13 protein-coding genes are annotated in these 19,636 nt (G+C 73.2%); 8 read left to right on the top strand and 5 right to left on the bottom strand.

Annotation, left to right across the window (positions count from 1 at the left end; translation table 11 throughout):
• Window positions 1-39: 39 nt before the first annotated feature.
• From gatC to O7607_RS06200, 5 genes are all read left to right on the top strand, one after another.
• Entirely contained in the window at window positions 40-345 is a 306-nt protein-coding gene (gatC, locus tag O7607_RS06220; protein WP_013284468.1) for an Asp-tRNA(Asn)/Glu-tRNA(Gln) amidotransferase subunit GatC, read from the top strand.
• Window positions 342-1,829 (top strand): Asp-tRNA(Asn)/Glu-tRNA(Gln) amidotransferase subunit GatA, encoded by a 1,488-nt coding sequence (gatA, locus tag O7607_RS06215; protein ID WP_269701632.1) that lies wholly within the window; start codon window positions 342-344, stop codon window positions 1,827-1,829. The genes gatC and gatA overlap by 4 nt, the downstream gene beginning before the upstream one ends.
• Window positions 1,830-2,050: 221 nt before the next feature.
• Entirely contained in the window at window positions 2,051-3,202 is a 1,152-nt protein-coding gene (locus O7607_RS06210; RefSeq protein ID WP_269701630.1) for a putative Ig domain-containing protein, read from the top strand.
• 123 nt (window positions 3,203-3,325) lie between these two features.
• Complete coding sequence (gene gatB, locus O7607_RS06205; RefSeq protein WP_269701628.1) at window positions 3,326-4,819, top strand: Asp-tRNA(Asn)/Glu-tRNA(Gln) amidotransferase subunit GatB; 1,494 nt, start codon at window positions 3,326-3,328, stop codon at window positions 4,817-4,819.
• Window positions 4,820-4,930: 111 nt separating this feature from the next.
• A complete protein-coding gene (locus O7607_RS06200) occupies window positions 4,931-7,288 on the top strand; it encodes a transketolase-like TK C-terminal-containing protein (protein WP_269701627.1) in 2,358 nt (785 codons plus the stop codon).
• Window positions 7,289-7,826: 538 nt separating this feature from the next.
• Here the strand turns inward: O7607_RS06200 and O7607_RS06195 are convergent.
• The 3 genes from O7607_RS06195 to O7607_RS06185 all read right to left on the bottom strand — a co-directional run bounded on the left by O7607_RS06195 (window position 7,827) and on the right by O7607_RS06185 (window position 12,566).
• Window positions 7,827-9,440: a metallophosphoesterase family protein gene (locus O7607_RS06195; protein ID WP_269701626.1), complete on the bottom strand. Its 1,614-nt coding sequence runs from the start codon at window positions 9,438-9,440 to the stop codon at window positions 7,827-7,829.
• Between the two features lie 54 nt (window positions 9,441-9,494).
• On the bottom strand, window positions 9,495-10,670 hold the full coding sequence (locus tag O7607_RS06190; RefSeq protein ID WP_269701625.1) for a PQQ-dependent sugar dehydrogenase: 1,176 nt from the start codon (window positions 10,668-10,670) through the stop codon (window positions 9,495-9,497).
• Window positions 10,671-10,760: 90 nt separating this feature from the next.
• A complete protein-coding gene (locus O7607_RS06185) occupies window positions 10,761-12,566 on the bottom strand; it encodes a SpoIIE family protein phosphatase (protein ID WP_269701623.1) in 1,806 nt (601 codons plus the stop codon).
• Window positions 12,567-12,709: 143 nt separating this feature from the next.
• Between O7607_RS06185 and O7607_RS06180 the strand changes: the two genes are divergently transcribed.
• Window positions 12,710-13,636 carry a 2-hydroxyacid dehydrogenase gene (locus O7607_RS06180; protein ID WP_269701622.1) on the top strand — a complete coding sequence of 309 codons (927 nt, stop codon included), beginning with the start codon at window positions 12,710-12,712 and terminating at the stop codon, window positions 13,634-13,636.
• Here the strand turns inward: O7607_RS06180 and O7607_RS06175 are convergent.
• Window positions 13,630-14,028 carry a PH domain-containing protein gene (locus O7607_RS06175; protein ID WP_269701621.1) on the bottom strand — a complete coding sequence of 133 codons (399 nt, stop codon included), beginning with the start codon at window positions 14,026-14,028 and terminating at the stop codon, window positions 13,630-13,632. The genes O7607_RS06180 and O7607_RS06175 overlap by 7 nt on opposite strands.
• Window positions 14,029-14,504: 476 nt before the next feature.
• Here O7607_RS06175 and O7607_RS06170 point away from each other — a divergent pair, with 476 nt between their 5' ends.
• Window positions 14,505-16,904, top strand: coding sequence for an EAL domain-containing protein (locus tag O7607_RS06170; protein WP_269701620.1), 2,400 nt, complete (start codon window positions 14,505-14,507; stop codon window positions 16,902-16,904).
• Between the two features lie 11 nt (window positions 16,905-16,915).
• Here O7607_RS06170 and O7607_RS06165 read toward each other — a convergent pair whose 3' ends face one another.
• A complete protein-coding gene (locus tag O7607_RS06165; protein ID WP_269701619.1) occupies window positions 16,916-17,941 on the bottom strand; it encodes a LacI family DNA-binding transcriptional regulator in 1,026 nt (341 codons plus the stop codon).
• A 349-nt stretch (window positions 17,942-18,290) separates the two neighbouring features.
• Here O7607_RS06165 and O7607_RS06160 point away from each other — a divergent pair, with 349 nt between their 5' ends.
• Complete coding sequence (locus tag O7607_RS06160; RefSeq protein WP_269701618.1) at window positions 18,291-19,574, top strand: ABC transporter substrate-binding protein; 1,284 nt, start codon at window positions 18,291-18,293, stop codon at window positions 19,572-19,574.
• Window positions 19,575-19,636: the final 62 nt, after the last annotated feature.

The raw sequence follows: 19,636 nt of genomic DNA, 5'->3' as shown, positions 1-19,636 counted from the left end.
CACCGCAGACGTCTCAGGACAGCCACGAAGGGGGCACTGATGGCCGCCATCTCCCGCGAGGAGGTCGCGCACCTCGCGCGACTGTCGCGGCTCGCCGTCACGGAGGAGGAGCTGGACACCTTCGCCGGCCAGCTGGACGTGATCCTCCAGTCGGTCGCGCAGGTCGGCGAGGTCGCCGCGGCGGACATCCCGCCGACGTCCCACTCCGTGCCGCTGACGAACGTGCTCCGCGAGGACGTGGTGCGGCCGGGCCTGACCCCGCAGGAGGCGCTGTCGGGCGCCCCCGACGCCGAGGAGCAGCGGTTCCGCGTCCCGCGGATCCTGGACGAGGATGTGGCCTCATGAGCGAGCGCACGAGCGACCTGACCAAGCTGAGTGCCGTGGAGATCGCCGGGCTGGTGGCGAGCGGCGAGACCTCCGCGGTCGAGGTCGCCCAGGCCCACCTGGACCGGATCGGCGCCGTCGACGACCGGGTGCACGCGTTCCTGCACGTCGACACCGAGGGGGCGCTGGCCGCCGCGCGCGCGGTGGACGAGCGCCGCGCCGCCGGTGAGGAGCTGGGCCCGCTCGCCGGTGTGCCGGTCGCGGTGAAGGACGTGCTCACCACCAAGGGCGTACCGACCACCGTCGGGTCGAAGATCCTGGAGGGGTGGCGCCCGCCGTACGACTCGACGATCGTCGAGCGGCTGCGCGCCGCCGGCACGGTGATGCTCGGCAAGACGAACATGGACGAGTTCGCGATGGGCTCCTCCACCGAATACTCGGCGTACGGGCCGACCCGCAACCCGTGGGATCTGGAGCGGATCCCGGGCGGCTCCGGCGGCGGCAGCGCGGCGGCCCTGGCCGCGTACGAGGCGCCGCTGTCGATCGGTTCGGACACCGGCGGCTCGATCCGCCAGCCCGGCGCGGTGACCGGCACGGTTGGCGCGAAGCCCACCTACGGCGGCACCTCCCGCTACGGCCTCGTCGCGTTCTCCTCGTCGCTGGACACGCCCGGGCCGTGCGCGCGTACCGTGCTCGACGCCGCGTTGCTGCATGAGGTGATCGGCGGTCACGACCCGCGCGACTCGACCTCGATCCCGGCCCCGGTGCCGGACGTGGTGGCCGCGGCGCGGCTCGGCGCCACCGGCGACCTGACCGGCGTCAAGCTCGGCGTGGTCACCGAGTTCACCGGCGAGGGCGCGGAGCCGGGCGTGATGGCCGCGTTCCGCGAGTCGGTCGAGGCGCTGGCGAAGCTGGGCGCGGAGATCGTCGAGATCTCCTGCCCGCACTTCAAGTACGCGCTGCCGGCCTACTACCTGATCGCGCCGAGCGAGTGCTCCTCCAACCTGGCCCGGTTCGACGGCGTCCGGTTCGGCCTGCGGGTCGGCGACGACGGCAACCGGTCGTTGGAGGAGGTCATGTCGCTGACCCGCGAGGCCGGCTTCGGCCCCGAGGTCAAGCGCCGCATCATGATCGGCACGTACGCGCTCTCGTCGGGCTACTACGACGCCTACTACGGCCAGGCGCAGAAGGTCCGCACCCTGATCACGCGGGACTTCACCAGCGCGTTCGAGCAGGTCGACGCGCTGATCTCGCCGACCACGCCGTTCGTGGCGTTCCCGATCGGGTCGCGCACCGCCGACCCGTACCAGATGTACCTGGCGGACCTGTTCACCATCCCGACGAACCTGTACGGCGGTCCGGCCATCTCGGTGCCGTGCGGCCTGTCCGACGGGCTCCCGGTCGGCTTCCAGATCATGGCGCCGACCATGGCCGACGACCGGATGTACCGGGTCGCCGCCGCGCTGGAGAACGCCGTCGGCACGCTCACCCCGCCGACGATCTGAGCTGACGGGACTCTCACGCGCCCGGTGCGGTCACCACGACCGCGCCGGGCGCGTCTGTCGTCGCGGCGACACGGTGATCACCGATCAGTGGATTGTCCGGGGCCACTGGCACTGGTCGAATAAACTCCGAGTCTGCTGGATCGACTGGACTGTGACCCGCTGGCGGACGCGAGCGGTTCCGACCGAGAGCTGGATGTGCGATGGGGACACTTCGCCCGGTCATGGCCCTGACGATGGTGGTCGCGCTGCTGCTGGGCGCCGGGCAACCGGCCGCCGCGCAACCGGCCACCGTCGCCACCGAGACCGTCACCATCACCTCGGGCAAGCCCCGGTCGGTCATGGTCATCGGGCAGGTCTATGCGATCCACACTGTCGAGGCGACTGGCGGCACGGCGCCGTACCGGTTGTCGGTGGCGTCGGGCAGTCTGCCGCCGGGGATGCTCGTGGTGGGGACGTCGCTCGGTGGCGCGCCGACGACGCCCGGGACGTACACGTTCACGTTGCGGATGACCGACCAGAACGACCTCATCGGCGAGCAGACGGCGACCATCGAGGTACGCGAACCGACTGTCGTCATCACGTCGGGCAAGCCCCGGTCGCCCATGTACCTCGGCCGGGTGTACGCGATCCACACCGTCGAGGCCACAGGTGGCACCGCGCCGTACCGGTTGTCGGTGACCTCGGGCAGTCTGCCGCCGGGGATGCTCGTGGTGGGTACGTCGCTCGGTGGCGCGCCGACGACGCCTGGCACGTACACGTTCACGTTGCGGATGACCGACAAGAACGACCGCTTCGACGAGCAGAACGCCACAGTCGTCGTCGCCGAGGCCGCGACCGCGTTCACCTCCGGCGACCCGCCCGCCGCCACCGTCGGTAAGCCCTACTCCTTCCGGTTCACCGCCGACGGCGACTCGGACATCGTGTTCGCCCTGGCCACCGGGGCACTGCCGGACGGCCTCACCCTCGACGAGGAGGGCAAGCTCAGCGGCACCCCGAGCAAGGCCGGTACGTTCGCCTTCACCGTCGCGGCGAAGGGATACAGCACCAGCGCCACGAAGCAGGTGTCGCTGATCGTTGCCGCCCGGACGCCGGGCACCCCGACGGCGCCCCCGACCTGGTCGACGCCCGCCCCGGCCGACCCGACTGCTACGGCGACCGCGAGCGATCCGACCGCCACGCCGTCGGAGAGCAGCCTCCCCGCGACGCCCCAGCCGACACCCTCGCCGTCGAAGGTGAGCGGCGCGTGGCTGCCGATCACCGGGCCGGGTTCGCCGCTCGTGCTGCTGCTGTTGAGCGTCGTGGCCTTCTCCATCGGCGGCATCCTGCTCGTGCTGGCGTACAACCGTCGCCGGACCTTCACCACACCCGAGTGACGCCCGGCCCGGGTCAGGTCGTCGTGGCGGGCCTGGCGCCGCGATCTCGAAGCCCGGCAGCGGGGTGATCGGGTCAGCCGATTAGGCTGGAACGGTTCTGTCCGGATCGCGCCTGGAGCTCAGATGACGACGACACTGCCCGCGTACGACGAGGTCGTCGCGCGCTTCGAACCGGTGATCGGCCTGGAGACCCACGTCGAGCTGGGCACGAACACCAAGATGTGGTGCGGCTGCCCGACCGACTTCGGTGGCGAGCCGAACACCCGGGTCTGCCCGGTCTGCCTCGGCCTGCCCGGTTCGCTGCCGGTGGCGAACAAGGCCGCCATCGAGGCGACCATCCGGATCGGGCTGGCGCTGAACTGCTCGATCGCGCAGTGGTGCCGCTTCGCCCGGAAGAACTACTTCTACCCGGACATGCCGAAGAACTTCCAGATCAGCCAGTACGACGAGCCGCTGTGCTTCGACGGCTACCTGGACGTCGAGGTGAACGGCGAACTGGTGCGCATCGGCATCGAGCGGGTGCACCTGGAGGAGGACACCGGCAAGACGCTGCACGTCGGCGGCGCCACCGGTCGCATCCACGGCGCCACCGAGTCGCTCGTCGACTACAACCGGGCCGGCATCCCGCTCGTCGAGATCGTCACCAAGCCGATCCCGGGCACCGGCGCGCTCGCGCCCGAGGTCGCCCGCGCGTACGTCGCCGAGCTGCGTGACGTGATCCGCTCGCTCGGCGTCTCCGACGTGCGGATGGAGGAGGGCTCCCTGCGCTGCGACGTCAACACCTCCCTCAACCGGCCGGGTGAGGAGTGGGGCACCCGCACCGAGACGAAGAACGTCAACTCGCTGCGCTCGGTCGAGCGGGCGGTCCGCTCGGAGATGCTGCGCCAGGCGTCGGTGCTCGAGGCCGGTGGCCGGATCACCCAGGAGACCCGGCACTTCCACGAGGACACCGGCGACACCACCTCGGGCCGGTCCAAGGAGACCGCCACCGACTACCGGTACTTCCCGGAGCCGGACCTGGTGCCGCTCGCCCCGGACACCGCGTGGGTGGCCGAGCTGAAGGCCGCCCTGCCGGAGCTGCCGCGCCTGCGCCGCAAGCGGATCCAGCAGGACTGGGGCCTGTCCGACCTCGACATGCAGTCCGTGGTCAACGCCGGCGCGGTCGAGCTGATCGAGGCGACGGTGGCCGCCGGCGCCACCCCGGCCGCCGCCCGGAAGTGGTGGCTGGGTGAGCTGTCCCGCCGCGCCAACGAGACCGGCGTGGAGCTGGCCGACGTGGGCGCGACCCCGGCTCAGGTCGCTGAGCTGCAGGGCCTGGTCGACGCGGGCAAGCTCAACGACAAGCTGGCCCGTACCGTGCTGGAGGGCGTGGTCGCCGGCGAGGGCTCGCCGACCGAGATCATGACCAACCGCAACCTGGAGGTCGTCTCGGACACCGGTGCGCTCACCGCCGCCGTGGACGAGGCGATCGCCGCCAACCCGGACGTCGCCGACAAGGTCCGCAGCGGCAAGGTCGCGGCGGCCGGCGCGCTCGTCGGCGCGGTCATGAAGACCACCCGTGGTCAGGCGGACGCGAAGACCGTCCGCGAGCTGATCCTGGCGCGCCTCGGCGCCTGACGTACTTAAGGAAGGGCCCCTTCTTAACGCCTGGTGCATGGGAAGGGGCCCTTCCTAACGCCTCGCCACCCCCGGACAGGGCGTCAACGGCGACGCCCGGATGGAGTCACCGTGAACCAGCACGACCTCGACGTCCTCGACGAGATCCAGCGCCGGGTGCTCTGGCTCGCCACCCGCATCGTCGACGCGGCCAACCACGACCGCGACACCGGTGACGGGGTGAAGGTCGGCGGCCACCAGGCGTCAAGCGCCTCCCTGGTCACCGCGATGACAGCGCTCTGGTTCCACCACCTGGACGCCGAGGACCGGGTCGCGGTGAAGCCGCACGCCTCGCCGGTGTTCCACGCGATCCAGTACCTGCTCGGCAACCTCGACAAGTCGTACCTGCCGAAGCTGCGGGCGCGCGGCGGGCTCCAGTCGTACCCGTCGCGCACCAAGGACCCGGACGAGGTGGACTTCTCCACCGGCTCGGTCGGCCTGGGCGCCGCCGCGCCGCTGTTCGCCGCCGTCACCCGCCGCTACGTCGACGCCCACTTCGGCGCGCGCCCGCACTCCCGGTTCGTCGCCATCATCGGCGACGCCGAGCTGGACGAGGGCAACATCTGGGAGGCGGTCGCCGACCCGGCCACCACCGGACTCGGCAACGTGATGTGGCTCGTCGACTTCAACCGCCAGTCGCTGGACCGGGTCGTCCCCGGCATCCGGATCAACCAGTGGCGCGGCCAGTTCGAGGCGGCCGGCTGGCACGTCGTGGAGGTCAAGTACGGCCGTCGGCTCGCCGAGGCGTACGCCCGGCCGGGCGGCGCGGCGCTGCGCGACTGGATCGACCGGATGCCCAACGAGCAGTACCAGTCCCTGTTCGGGCTGGCCGGGCCGGCGCTGCGCAAGCAGTTCCTGGACGGCGCGCCGGCCGAGGTCGCCGCGTTCGTCGCCGACATCGGCGACGACGAGCTGGGTCCGCTCGTCACGGACCTGGGCGGGCACGACGCGCAGGCGATGCTCGACGCGTACGCCCAGTGCGACGCGGTCACCGACCGGCCCAGCGTCGTGTTCGCGTACACGGTCAAGGGCTGGGGCCTGCCGATCGCCGGCAACCCGCGCAACCACTCGGCGCTGCTCACCACCGAGCAGGTCGACGCGCTGCGCGCCGCGCAGGGCCTCACCACCGAGACCGAGTGGGACCGCCTCGACCCGGCGTCCCCGGCCGGCATCCGGGCCGGCGAGCGCCGGGAGGCGCTGTCCCGCGCGCCGCGCGAGCGGGCGCTGGGCGTCACCGTTCCGGAAACCACGAGGGTACGCGCGAACAAGCCCGTCTCCACCCAGGAGGTCTTCGGGCGGGTGCTGGTCGACCTGGCCCGCGATCCGCAGGTCGCGCCCTACCTGGTGACCACCGCGCCGGACGTGGCCACCTCGACCAACCTGGCCGGGTTCATCAACAAGACCGGCGTCTTCGCCCCGACCGAGCAGCGTTCCTGGACCGAGGACCGGATGCTGCGCTGGACCGAGAGCCCCGCCGGGCAGCACATCGAGCTGGGCATCTCGGAGATGAACCTGTTCCTGCTGCTGGGCCAGCTCGGCCTGTCGTGGGACCTGTCCGGCCAGCCGCTGCTGCCGGTGGGCACCGTCTACGACCCGTTCGTGCTGCGCGGTCTCGACGCGTTCCTCTACGGCACGTACTCCGGTTCCCGGTTCGTGGTGGCCGGCACCCCGTCCGGCATCACGCTGGCGCCCGAGGGCGGCGCGCACCAGTCCACCATCACCGCCTCGGTCGGCCTGGAGCTGCCCGGTGTGACGTTCCTGGAGCCCGCGTACGCCGGCAGCCTCGACTGGCTGCTCTGCGACGCGCTCGGCCAGATCGCCGGTGGCGCCGCGCCGGCCGCCACCGCCGCGCCGGCCGAGGACGGGGCGTACTACTTCCGGCTGAGCACCCGGCCGATCGACCAGGCGCCGTTCGAGGCCGCGCGTACGCGTCTCGGCGACGCGGTGCTGCGGCGGCAGGTGGTGGCCGGCGCGTACCGGCTCGTGGACGCGCACCAGGCGTACCCCGATCTGGCTGACGCCCCGGTCGTGCAGCTCGCCGCCTCCGGCGCGGTGCTGCCGGAGGTGCTCGCGGCCGCCGCGGAGCTGGCGGAGGAGGGCGTGGCCGCGCACGTGGTGGACGTGACCAGCCTGGACCGCCTCTACCGGGCGTGGCAGCGGACGCTGCGCCAGGGCGTGCGGACCGCGACCGTGCCGAGCGTGCCGGGCGCGCTGCGGTCGGCGTTCGCCGATCGGGTGCCGGTGGTCACCGTGCACGACGCGGCGTCGCACGCGATGGCCTGGCTCGGCTCGGCGGTCGGCGCCCCGGCGGTGCCGCTCGGTGTGGACGAGTTCGGCCAGTCCGGCAACGTCCGCGAGCTGTACGAGCTGCACGACCTGCTGCCCGGCAGCATCGTCAACGCCGCGCTGGCCGCGATCGCGCTGCGCTGAGGCGCCTGCCTCGCGCTGACCGCACGCCATCCACGGGGCCGGCCGGACATCCCGGGCGGCCCCGGGTCGTCGCGGTGCAGGGCCGGCCTTCCGGCGCTGCCCGGCGCTGCCCAGCGCTGCCCAGCGCTCCCGGCGGCGCCCGGCGCTGCCCCGGGCGCTCCCGGTTCGATTCTGGGACGGCGGTCTGCGTTTTGGCGGATCCGGCCGACGCGGCAGAGGGTACTCATCACGGAAAGTAATGGACTGCTCGGTTGCGGTGAGTAACCGTCTCTGGCGGCCTCAGGGATCACCTCGCGGCCCCTTTGCTCTGCAGCCATATCCGCAGCACCGCTCTGAGCTGGGGTGGCACGGGCGCACCACCGCTCTGCACCCGCCCACGCGGCGACTCTCGGTGCCTGCTGCGCCGATGGCTGCAGAGCAAAGGCGGCGTCGGGGCAACCCGGTGCCGGGCGGCCTCGTGACGCGGAGTGACCGGGTGTTGATGCGGTAGAGCACCGGATCGACCGCGTGAGGGGAGGCGGCGAGAAAAGCGGTGCGGTCAGCTCGTGGGGGTGGGGCTCAGCGTGGTCGTACCCGGGGAGGGCGACTCGGAGGGGCCGCGGGTCGGGGTCGGGGTGACCGGCACCTGGTCGCCCTTGGCCGGGTCGCGGATGACGTGCCGCTCCAGGTTGACCTGCGACTGCCCGGTGCCGCCCACGGTGATCTCGTCGTACGCCTGGAGCAGCTTCTGCTGGTCGAAGTAGAGCACCGTCATGGTCAACGGGGTCGGCTTCTCGCCCTCCAGGCCGCGCAGCCCGGCACCGCCGGTCGAGCCCTCCACCATCAGCGTGGTCGGCTGCTTGCCCTCCACCTGCGGCAGCTTCGACACCTGCCGGGAGTGGGTGTGCCCGGAGAGCACGAGCGGGCAGGTGCCGGAGAGCGGGCCGGCCGAGGCGGGGTCGTGGATGAGCGCGATGTCGACCTTGCGCGGCGACTTCTCGATCGTGCCGGCGAGCTGTTCGCCGGCGCCGATCACCTGGTCGGCGACGGCCGAGGTGAGGCCGCTGCCGGCCGGCGAGGTCTCCTTGTCCGGCGTGAAGCGGGGGTCGCCGATGCCGGCGATGGTCAGCCCACCCACAGTCGTGACCGAGTTGTTCAGCACGATCGCGTTCGGCTGCTGCGCCACCGCGGCGGCGGTACGCGGCGAGTCGTGGTTGCCGCGGATGAACACGTACGGCTTCTTGAGCAGGCCGATCGAGCCGACGAACGAGGCTTCCGGCTCGCTGCCCCAGTCGGTCATGTCGCCGGTGTCGACCACCACGTCGATGCCGAACTGTTCGACCACGGTGCGGATCAGCTGCCAGCCGGTCGGGTTGAGGTGGATGTCCGACACGTGCAGCACCCGGGTGGTGCCCGGCGACGGCTGCACCACGGGCAGGGCGGAGACCGTGGTGTAGAGCTTGCTGACGTTGCCGACCAGTCGCTGGAGCTGCTCGGCGTACTTGGTGTAGTCGTTCGCGATCCGGCGCGCGTCACCGACGATCGCCGGCGCGTTGACCAGCAGGCCCTCGTACCGTGGCTCCTCGATCGCCTGCGGGCGCAACGTGCTCGCGGCCACCCCGAGGCTGCCGGCGGTCACGACCAGCGCCAGACCGCCGGCCCAGGCGGTACGACGGACGTCCCGGAAGACCAGCGCGGCCAGCAGCAGCGTGGCCAGCACGGCCGAGGCGAGCGTACGCAGCCCGAGCCGCATCACGCCGTCGCGGACGTCCTGGACGGCCGACTGGCTGGCCCGGCTGATGCTGGCCGGGTCGTCGATGAGCGCCTCGGTGCGCCCCTGGTCCAGCGAGCCCACCTCGACGGTGAGGTACGCCGGGCCGTCGTGGCTGTCCAGCAGCAGCGCGCCCAGCGGCGGGATGTCGACGGTGGTGCCGCCGGACAGCGACGGGCTGAGCTTCAACTCGGCCCGGAACGGGCCGATGTCGGTGCCGACGTGGCCGCCCGCGTACGTGCCGATCACGATGCCACCGAGCGTGACCGCGAACAGAGCAAGCACGACACCCAGCCGGCGCAGCCGGTGACCGGGCCGCCACGCCGCCAGGCGGCGGGCGCGCCCGCGCTCCGGAGACGTCTCGTCCCCGGTGCGGTGCTGTTCGTTCTCGTGGCCGTCCATGCTGAGATTCTGACCTGCCCCTTGAGCGATCTTGACAAACCCGCCCGGCCCGGATCAGCTCCGGCCGGCGCCCCCGTCGGCGAAGACGAGTCGCAGGATGCGGTCGTCCTCGGCGGCAGGTGTACCCCGCCCGTCCCGGTTCGAGGTGCTCACCCAGAGCGAGCCGTCCGGCGCCACCGCGGCGGCCCGTAGCCGACCGTAGCGGTCGGTGAGCAGGTCACGCGGCTGGCCGAGGACGGTGCCGTTGCCAGCCAGCTCCACCAGCCAGAGCCGCTGGCCGCGCAGGCAGGCGGCGACGAGCAGACGGTCCACCGCAGCCAGGCCGGAACAGGAGGCGTCACCGGTGGGCCACTGCGCGATCGGGTTGACGTAGCGCCTGTCGTCGCCGCGGCCCTCGACCCGGGGCCACCCGTAGTTGCCGCCCTTGTTGATCGGGTTGATCTCGTCCCAGGTGTTCTGGCCGAACTCCACCGCGTACATCTTCTTGTCCGGCGTCCAGGCGAAGCCCTGGACGTTGCGGTGCCCGGTCGACCAGACCGGGGACCCGGCGGTGGGGTTGCCCGGCGCCGGCTTGCCGTCCGGGGTGATCCGCAGGATCTTGCCGCCGAGGCTCTTGGCGTCCTGGGCGTTCTCGGTGCGCCCGGCGTCACCGGTGCTCGCATAGAGGTGGCCGTCCGGCCCGAACCCCAGCCCGCCGCCGTTGTGCGTGCCGGACTTCGGGATGCCGGTCAGGATCGGCTTCGGGGCCTCCCCGAGCTGCATCTTCGCGATCCGGTTGTCGTTCTCGGCCGTGTAGTAGACGAAGACCGTGCGGTCCCGGGCGTACGCCGGGGAGACAGCGATGCCCAGCAGCCCGCCCTCGCCACCGGCGGCCACGTCCGGCAGGGTCTGCACCGGCCGCACGGCCAGCCCGTCCGGGCCGGACCCCGGGCCGACCTGGAGGATCCGTCCCTTGTCCCGCTCGGTCACCAGCGCCCCGCCGTCGGGCAGGAACGCGATGCCCCAGGGGACTTCCAGCCCCTTGGCCAGCACGGTTGCGACCACCTGCTGACCGGCTCCGCCGGGACTCGCGGTGCTCGACGGCGTCGGCAGGTTGGGCGGCGCCCCGGCTGGATCCGGCTCGGGCTCGCCGAGGGCACAGCCGGCGGTGCCCAGCAGCAGCGCCGCGCAGGACGCCGCCAGCGCCGTCCGGAGGCGGCGGACACGGGGGTACGCAAGACGCGGGCTCACCCGCCCCAGCCTAGCCGGGTGAACCGGCGAACCGGGCACGTCGCGGGCACGGCGGGGCGCGTCCGGCCGTTCGGAGGAGGCGGTGCCGGTTCAGCCGGCGCGCAGCGCGAGCAGGGCGACGTCGTCCTCGCGCCGGTGCGCGGCGGCGAGCAGCCGGTCGCAGAGCAGGTCCAGGGGTACGCCCGGCCCGCCGGCCTCGAGGTGGGCGAGCAGCTCGGCCTGTCCCTCGTCGAGCGGCTGGTCCCGGCGCTCGATCAGCCCGTCGGTGTGCAGCAGCAGCGTGTCGCCCGGTGCCAGGGTCAGCGTCCGGCCGGTGCGCCGGGGCGGCCGAGCCAGGCCGAGCAGCGGTCCGCGCCCCTCCGCCACCGAGACCGTGCCGTCGGCGCGGACCAGCAGCGGCGGCGGGTGCCCCGCGTTGCACCAGGAGACCCTCAGCCCGTCGTCGGCCGGGCGCACCCGGGCCAGCACGGCGGTGGCGACGGTGGGGACCCGCAGGCCGCCCATGGCCTGGTCGAGGTGGGCCACCAGATCCTCCACCGGATCGTCCCGGCCGTACGCGTTGCCCCGCACCAGGTTGCGCAACTGGCCCATGGTGGCCGCCGCCTCGATGTCGTGCCCGGCGACGTCACCGATCGCGGCGATCAACTCGCCGTCGGGCTGGACGAAGGCGTCGTACCAGTCGCCGCCCACCTCCACCCGGTCGGCGGCCGGCAGGTAGCGGGCGGCCAGCTCGATCCCCGGCACGGCCGGCAGGCTCGGCAGCATGCTGTGCTGGAGCACCTCGGCGACGTGGCGCTGCTCGCCGTAGAGACGGCTGTTGCCGACCGCCTGTCCGGCGCGTACCCCGATGTCCTGCGCGGTGCGCAGGTCGCTGGTGTCGAAACCGCGCCGCCCCGCACGGTTGACGAGCGTGACGGCCCCGATCACCCGGTCCCCGGCGGCGGTGATCGGCACGGTCAGGTGGGAGCCCACGCCGAGCCGCTCGGCGAGCGGCACCAGTTCCGGGCGCGTGGTGCCGCGCGCCACGTCGTCCAGGCCGGCCACGGCCCGCACCACCGGCCGGCCGGTACGCAGCACCGACCGGATCTGCGAGTCCGCGCTGAGCCCGGTGGTCAGCAGCTCGGCGAAGCGGGCCATGTCGCTCGCACGCTCGGCTTCCCGGTGTACGCCGGTGACGGTGCGCGGCCGCCCGGCCGGGTCGACGAGCGTGATCAGGCACCAGTCGGCGAGCAGCGGCACCATCGCGTGTCCGAGCCGGTCGACCGCGGTGGCCACGTCGAGCGTGCCGCCGAGCATCTCGCTCATCCCGGCCAGCATGGCGAGCCGGTCGTGCGCCTCCTCCGCGCGGCGGCGGGCCTGTTCCGCGCCGCGTACCGCGATGCGCAGCCGCAGCTCCGAGGAGCACGCGGCGGCCAGGTCGGCGAGCGTACGCATCTGCTCCTTGGTCCAGGCCCGGGGCTTGCTGTCGATCGCGCAGAGCGAGCCGAGCACCCGTCCGTCCAGGTCGGTCAGCGGCATGCCCGCGTACGCCACCACGCCCAGGTCCTCGACGGCCAGGTTGAGGCGCACCCGCGGGTAGAGGCGGGCGTCGGGCAGGACCAGCGGCATCTCGATGTCGACGACGTGCTGGCAGAACGAGTGGCTCAGCGGGGTCTCCCGGCGGGCCGCCCACGGCTCCGGCAGGCCGGTCGCGCCGGGGAAGAACTGGCGCTCGGAGTCCACCAGGGAGACGAGCGCGACGGGAACGTCCAGCAGGTCGCCGACCAGCCGGGCGAACCTGTCGAACGCCTCGTCCGGTACGGCGTCGAGCCGGGTCTCGTCGAGTGACCGCAATCGGTCGGGGTCGGCGAGCGCCGGAATCGGCACGGACACCCGGTCCCGGCCGTCCTCGCTCATCGCCACCGCCCTCAGCAAGCGGAACACCCGAGCGGCATCCCGTTCTCGGTTATACCCCGCCGGACCGCCACTCCATTCCCGGCGCGGTGTTCGTCACGGGTCACGCCGCGCCGGCCGGTCCGGGGCCGATATCGTCGGCGATCGTGAAGGTATGGATCCCGCACCCCGAGGGCCGCCGGCTGCTCGGCGAACTGCCACCCGGCGTCACCGTGGAGCTGCTGGACGACCCGCGGCGGCTTCCGTCGTCCCCGGCCGGGGTGCGGTTCTGGGTGCCGCCGTTCCTGTCCGGCCCCGACGCCGGCGCGCTCCTGGCCGAGTTGCCCGACGTCGAGGTGGTGCAACTGCTCTCCGCGGGGGCGGACGCCTGGGTGGGACGGATCCCCGACGGCGTGACGCTCTGCGACGCCCGGGGCGTACACGACTCGCCCACCGCCGAATGGGTGGTCGCCGCGATCCTTGCCTCGCTGCGCGGATTCGCGCCGCTGGCCCGGGCGCAGGCCCGGCGCGAGTGGGCGTACGACGAGGTGGCGCCCACCGACGAGCTGGCCGGCAAGCGGGTGCTGATCGTCGGCGCCGGCTCGATCGGCACCGCGGTACGCGACCGGCTCGCCCCGTTCGAGGTGAGCTTCACGCTGGTGGCCCGTACGCCGCGCCCCGACCAGGGCGTGCACGGGGTGGACGAGCTGCCCGCGCTGCTGCCCGAGGCGGACGTGGTGGTGCTGCTGGTGCCGCTGACCGAGCAGACCCGGGGCATGGTCGACGAGCGTTTCCTCGCCGCGATGCCGGACGGCGCGCTGCTCGTCAACGCCGCCCGAGGGCCGGTGGCCCGTACGTCGGCGCTGGTCGCCGAGCTGACCTCGGGCCGCCTGCGCGCGGCGATGGACGTCACCGACCCGGAACCGCTGCCCGCCGACCATCCCCTGTGGGAGCTGCCGAACGTTCTGCTCACCCCGCACGTCGCCGGCTCGGTACGGGGGCTGCTGCCCCGCGCGTACCGCCTGGTGGGCGAGCAGTTGCGCCGGTACGTGGCAGGGGAGGAGCTGACGAACCGGGTGGTCGACGGCTACTGATCGCCGGTCTGCCGGTCGCGGTCGGCGTCCGGTAGCTCCTGCCCGGTGACGGCGATCAGCCGGGGCAGCTCGGTGGCGCGTACCGCCGGCAGCACCACCACCTCGCCGTCGTCGAGCCGGGCGACTGCCCTTCCCCTGGGGTCACCGGCGAGTTCGGCGACCCGGGTCCACGGCACCCGGCGCTGCCCGACGAGCGCTCGCAGCCGCAGCTCCCGGGCGTCGGCGTCGGTGCCGGCCCGCCACGCCCAGACCGCGGCGGCGAGCGGTACGAGCAGCACCCAGAGCAGCCACCAGCGGGCGGAGGCCAGGGGCAGCGCGCCGATGGCGGCGACGATCGCGGCGACCAGGATGGCCTGGTTGTGGCGGAAACGGACGGTATCGGCGCGGCTCACCCTCCGATAATCCCATCCGGCCCCTCCACCCCACCCCCCGGGCGTCCCCCCGCCCCATCCGGCTACTCCGCCGCGGGCTGCCCTTCCGCGCCCGCCCTCTCCCGCCGCACGCGGCCCGCCGCAGATCTTGGTACGGCTCCGCCCTTTCCGGGGCGGCTCGGTACCAAGATCTGCCGCGTCTTGTGTCGGGAGGCGACGCGGAAGCGAGCGGCGTCGATCTTGAACGGGGACCGTCTCCGTGACGTCTGTGGATGTGACGGACGTCACTGGTGCGGTGACGTCACCGGGCGCTTCCGGGATCGTTTCTAGGCGTGGCCGCAGCGGTCCCCGCCGATGCGTCCCCGCCCGCCCCGACCCCGCACGTCGTACCGCGTACCGCAACCGCACCGCCCCCGTGCCCCCTCACGAAGGCGACCGCCGTGCCCGTCCCCCCTCGCGCCGATCCCCGTCGGCAATCAGCCCTGCCCGATGTCGCCGTGTCGCTCACCGGCGCGGTCTTCCTCCTCGCCGGCGTCGCCGGTGCCCTGCCCGGCCCCGCTGCCGCCGCGCTCGCCGTCGCCGGAGGTTTCGCCCTCGCCTGCGTCCGGCTCGCCTGGCTGGCCGGAGCCGCCGCACCGACTGACCGTCCCGCAGCCCCCGCACCGACCGACCGTCCCGCAGCTCCCGCACCGACCGACGGGCCCGCCGTGACTGACAGGCCGGCACCGATCGACCGTCCCGCGCCCGGACGACGAGCCGCCGAACCCGGACCGCGGCAGCCCGGACCGCAGCAGGTTGTCACGTTCCGGTGGCACGCCGGCGAGACGACGGACACCGCCCCGACGCACGTCGCAACGGCGACCGGGCGGCGGGCGCGACGGGCGGCCCTGTCCCGCCGGGTCGCCGCCATCCTCGACAGCGCCGTCCTGACCGCCGGGCTCACCGTCGCGGTGCTGCCGCTGAGTGATTCCGCGCACCGGCTGCCGATCGCGCTGGCCGGGTTGTGCCTCACCGGGGTGCTGCACGTGACGGCCCTGCTGCGCCTGCCCGGCCGGTCGCGGCTGTCCGGCCCGGAACTTGTGCGCCGAACCGTCGACGTGCTGGCGCTCGGCGTCAGCCTGGTCTTCGCGGGCTGGATGCTGCTGCCGGGCGGCCCGGTCCCGGCCGTCGCCGCGACGGTGGCGGCTGCTGGTGCGGTGGTGCTCGCCGTGCTCGCGGTGGCGGCCCTCGCCGAACGTCGCCGCCGGCCCGGTGCCGCGCGCTGCCACGCCGGAGCCGCGCTGACGCTCGGCGGGCTCACGCTGCTCGTGGTGCTGCTGGCCTACGGCGCGCCGGACCGGGCGCTGCCACTCGTCGCGGCGCCGCTGGTGGCCGGGGCGCTGCTCACCGCCGCCGGCGCCCGGCGTACCTCGGGCGGTGAACGGCCGGGCCGGGACGTGGCGCCGGCCGCGTGGCCCCGCCTGACCGCGCCGGCCGGGATCGCCGCGCTGGCCGCCGGGGTCCACCTGATGACGGCGGGGGAGTTCAGCACCGGCGCTATGGCCCTGGGTCTGGCGGTCATCCCGCCGATCATGGTGGGGGAGCTGCTCACCGCCGCCGACCAGCGGCGCCGGGTGCAACGGCTCGCGGCGCGCGAGGCGTGGTTGCGGCGGCGGCTCGGACCGGACGCCCGGGTGGCCGGGCCCGTGCCGCTGACGCGCGCCGAGCTGGTCCGGGCGATGGCGGAACGCAGCGGCGGTGCCCTGCTCGTCGTCGACCTGCACGGCACCGGTGGCGCGGTGCCGGAGGGGCCGGTGCTCATCGAGGCCGCGCGCCGGCTGCGGGCGGGCTCCGAGACGCACGATCTGGTCGCCCGGCTCGGCGACACCGAGTACGCGGTCCTCACCGATCGGGGGCCGGTGCTCGCGTACGCGCTCGGCATCCGGCTGCTGGCGGCGCTGGCCGAGCCGTACCCCCGGCCCGGAGGCGCCGCCCGGCTGGCGGTGAGCGTCGGGCTGGCCGAGACCAGCGGCGGCGATCCGGAGGACGTGCTACGCCAGGCGGACCTGGCCCGCCGCCGGGCGGTGCAGCTCGGCCGGGACCGGGTCGAGTGGTACGACGCCTACCTGGAGGAGCAGCTGGTCCGACGCCTGGATCTGGAGCGGGAGCTGCCGGGCGCGGTGGCGCGCGGTGAGCTGGACCTGGTCTACCAGCCGGTGGTGGCGCTCGCCGACCGGATGCCGGTGGGCACCGAGGCGCTGCTGCGCTGGCGCAGCCCGGCGCTGGGTACGGTGCTGCCGGCGGAGCTGCTGCCGGTGGCGGCCGACCTGGACCTGACCGGCGAGATCGGGCGGTGGGTGCTGGACCGGGCCTGCCGGCAGCTCGCCGCGTGGTCGGAGGGCGGCCGTGATCTGTGGATGGCGGTCAACGTGACGCCGCGCGAGCTGGCCGCGCCGGACTTCGTGGCGCGCACCGCTACCGCGCTGGCCGCGTACGACGTGGTGCCGGAACGGCTCGTGGTCGAGGTGTCCGAACCGGTGGTGGGCGCGGAGTTGTCCACCGTGGTGGCCCGGCTGGCCGGCCTGCGGTCGCTCGGCGTGCGGATCGCGCTGGACGACTTCCGGGCCGAGCACGCCTCGCTCGCGCAGCTCCGCCGGTTGCCGATCGACCTGCTCAAGGTGGGCCCGCATCTGGTGGGTCCGGGCGGGGACGGGCAGCGTCCGCTGATCGACGTGGTGGCGAACCTGGCCGACCGGCTCGGCGTGGAGCTGGTGGTCGAGGAACTGGAGTCGGAGGTGCAGGTGGCCGGCGCGCGGCGGGCCGGCTGCCGGTACGGGCAGGGCTTCGCGCTGGCCCGGCCGGCTACCGCCGAACGGGTCGAGGCGTGGTTCGAGGAGCACCCGTCGACCGCCCGGTGAGCTGAACCGGTTCAGCGGGGTGTTGCCCGAGGTGGGGCGGTGCTGCCGCGCGGCGTCAGGTGCGCCGTCTCGTCCTGGACGACGGTGGCCGGCTCACCCGCGATGACCGCGAGGAGCTGCCGGGCGGCGTGCGCGCCGTACGCCGGGATGTCCCGGCCCAGCGCGGTGAGCGGCGGGTGCACCAGGCGACAGAGCGGTGAGTCGTCCCAGGCCACGATGGACAGGTCGCCGGGCACGGTGAGGCCCATCTCCTGGGCCACGGACAGTCCGGCGATCGCCATCACGTCGTTGTCATAGATCACCGCCGTGGGACGGCCGGCGGAACTGAGCAGCCGGCGGGTGGCCCGCGCGCCCTCCTCGCCGGTGTAGTCGGACCAGACGGTGGTCGCCTCGTCCAGCCCGAGCCGCCGGCACACGCCGGTGAACGCCTCGGTGCGGATCTCGGTGTGCAGCAACGAGGGCAGACCGCCGACCCGGGCGATGCGCCGGTGGCCGAGCGCGACCAGGTATTCCACGGTCTCCACCAGGGCCGCCGCGTCGTCGGCCCAGACGCTCGCCAGGCCGCCGGTGTGCCCCGGTCCGCCGATCACCACCGCCGGCAGTTGCAGTTCCTCCAGCGCCGGTACGCGCCGGTCGTCGGTGCGCAGGTCGCAGACGAGCACGCCGTCCACCCGGCGTTCGGCCCACCACCGCCGGTAGACGGCGATCTCGGCCTCCTGGTCGCTGACCACCTGGAGCGTCAGCGCGTACGAGCGGGCCGACAGTTCGGCCTCGACGCCGCTGATCAGCTCCATGAAGAACGGCTCGATGCCGAGTATCCGGGCGGGGCGGCACAGTGCCAGCCCGACCGCCTTGGCGGTGGCGCCGGACAGTGCGCGGGCGGCGCTGCTCGGGCGGAACCCGATCTCGGCGGCGATGGCGAGGATCCGTTGCCGGGTCGTCTCGGAGACGCCGGGCTGGCCGTTGAGCGCGTACGACACCGCGCCCTTGGAGACCCCGGCGCGCCGGGCGACGTCGGCGATGGTCGGCCGCTTCACCGAAGCGTTCCTCCACTGTGTCCGGCCCTCACGGGCGCTTCCGGTCGCCGGATCACCGGCGTCTGGTGACGCTACTGCACGCCGTGCCGGTCCCGGGTGCCGCCGTCGGTGGTGGTGAACGGGTTTCGGCGGCGAGCGCTTGTGCGGTTCAGCTTAGAGCGGGCGTAACCCGAGGACTGCCACGAGTGGCCCGGACCTCGGGCGTGAGCGGCGGCAAGGTTAACGGGCCAGCACATCGGTAACCGACCGTTGACAGTCATGAATGGGAACCGTACGGTGGCGTCACTTATCCGGTTCAGTCAACGTCTCTCGATATTCGAGAGCGTTTCCATTCGGCGCGGAGGATGAGATGAGACGGTCCTGGACGCACCTGGCGCGCGTGGCCGCCGTCGGTGCCGTCAGCCTGGTCATGATCGCCGCCTGCAGCGGCAGGAGCACCACCGGCGGCTCGGACTCGGCCGGTGGTCAGGTCACGCTGAAAATCAACTTCTGGGGCGACTTCGGGCTCCAGGATCTGAAGGCCAAGTACGAGGCCGAGCACCCGAACGTCAAGATCCAGCTCAACTCGGGCGAGTACAACGCCCAGCACGAGGACCTGCAGAAGAAGCTCGTCGCGGGCAACGGGGCGCCGGACATCGCGGCAATCGACGAGGGCTTCATGGTCCAGTTCCGCAGTCAGTCCGACAAGTTCGTCAACCTGCTCGACAAGGGCGCCGGCTCGTACGAGAGCAAGTACCTGCCCTGGAAGTGGAAGCAGTCGCTGTCGGCGGACGGCAAGACGCAGATCGGCCTCGGCACCGACGTCGGCGGCCTGGCCATGTGCTACCGCACCGACCTGTTCAAGGCCGCCGGCCTGCCCACCGAACGCGACCAGGTATCAGCCCTGTGGCCCACCTGGGACAGGTTCATCGAGGTCGGGCGGCAGTACACCGCCACGACGAAGAAGAAGTTCATCGACGCCGGCACCAACCTGTTCAACCCGATCCTCGGCCAGCAGCCGGTCGGCTTCTACGACGAGCAGGACCAGCTCCGGATGGAGCAGGGCCCGAAGGTCGCGTTCGACTACACGGTCAAGGCGGTCGGCGCCGGGCTGTCGGCCAACCTGGTCAGCTTCCAGGCCGACTGGGACAAGGGCTTCACCAGCGGCGCGTTCGCGGTGCTCGCCTGCCCGGCGTGGATGCTCGGCCACATCAAGGACACCGCACCCGGCACCGAGGGCAAGTGGGACATCGCCGCGGTGCCCGGTGGCGGCGGCAACTGGGGCGGCTCCTTCCTGACGCTGCCGAAGCAGGGTAAGAACGTCGACGAGGCGTACAAGTTGCTGACCTGGCTGGTCGCGCCGGAGCAGCAGATCGAGATCTTCAAGAAGGTCGGCAACCTGCCGTCGCAGCCGGCGCTCTACACCGACCCGGCGATCGCCGACTTCAAGAACCCGTTCTTCAACGACGCCCCGGTCGGCCAGATCTTCCCGAAGATGGCGCAGGGCCTCACCCCGCAGTACCTGGGCCGCAGGAACGGCCCGACCCGGGTGGCGGTGGAGAACGTGATCCGGCGGGTGGAGAACAAGTCGCTCAAGTCCGACGCCGCCTGGTCCGAGGCGGTCAAGGAGGCCGAGAAGGCCGCCACGTCCTGACCTGTCAGCGGTGACGGGGCGGCCCGGTCCGCCCCGTCACCGTCCGATCTCCCGGCCCTGGA

The organism is Micromonospora sp. WMMA1949, from assembly GCF_027460145.1.
Lineage (GTDB): Bacteria > Actinomycetota > Actinomycetes > Mycobacteriales > Micromonosporaceae > Micromonospora.
The sequence above is the reverse complement of the archived record's forward strand: the minus strand, read 5'-3'. Positions and strand labels throughout refer to the sequence as shown.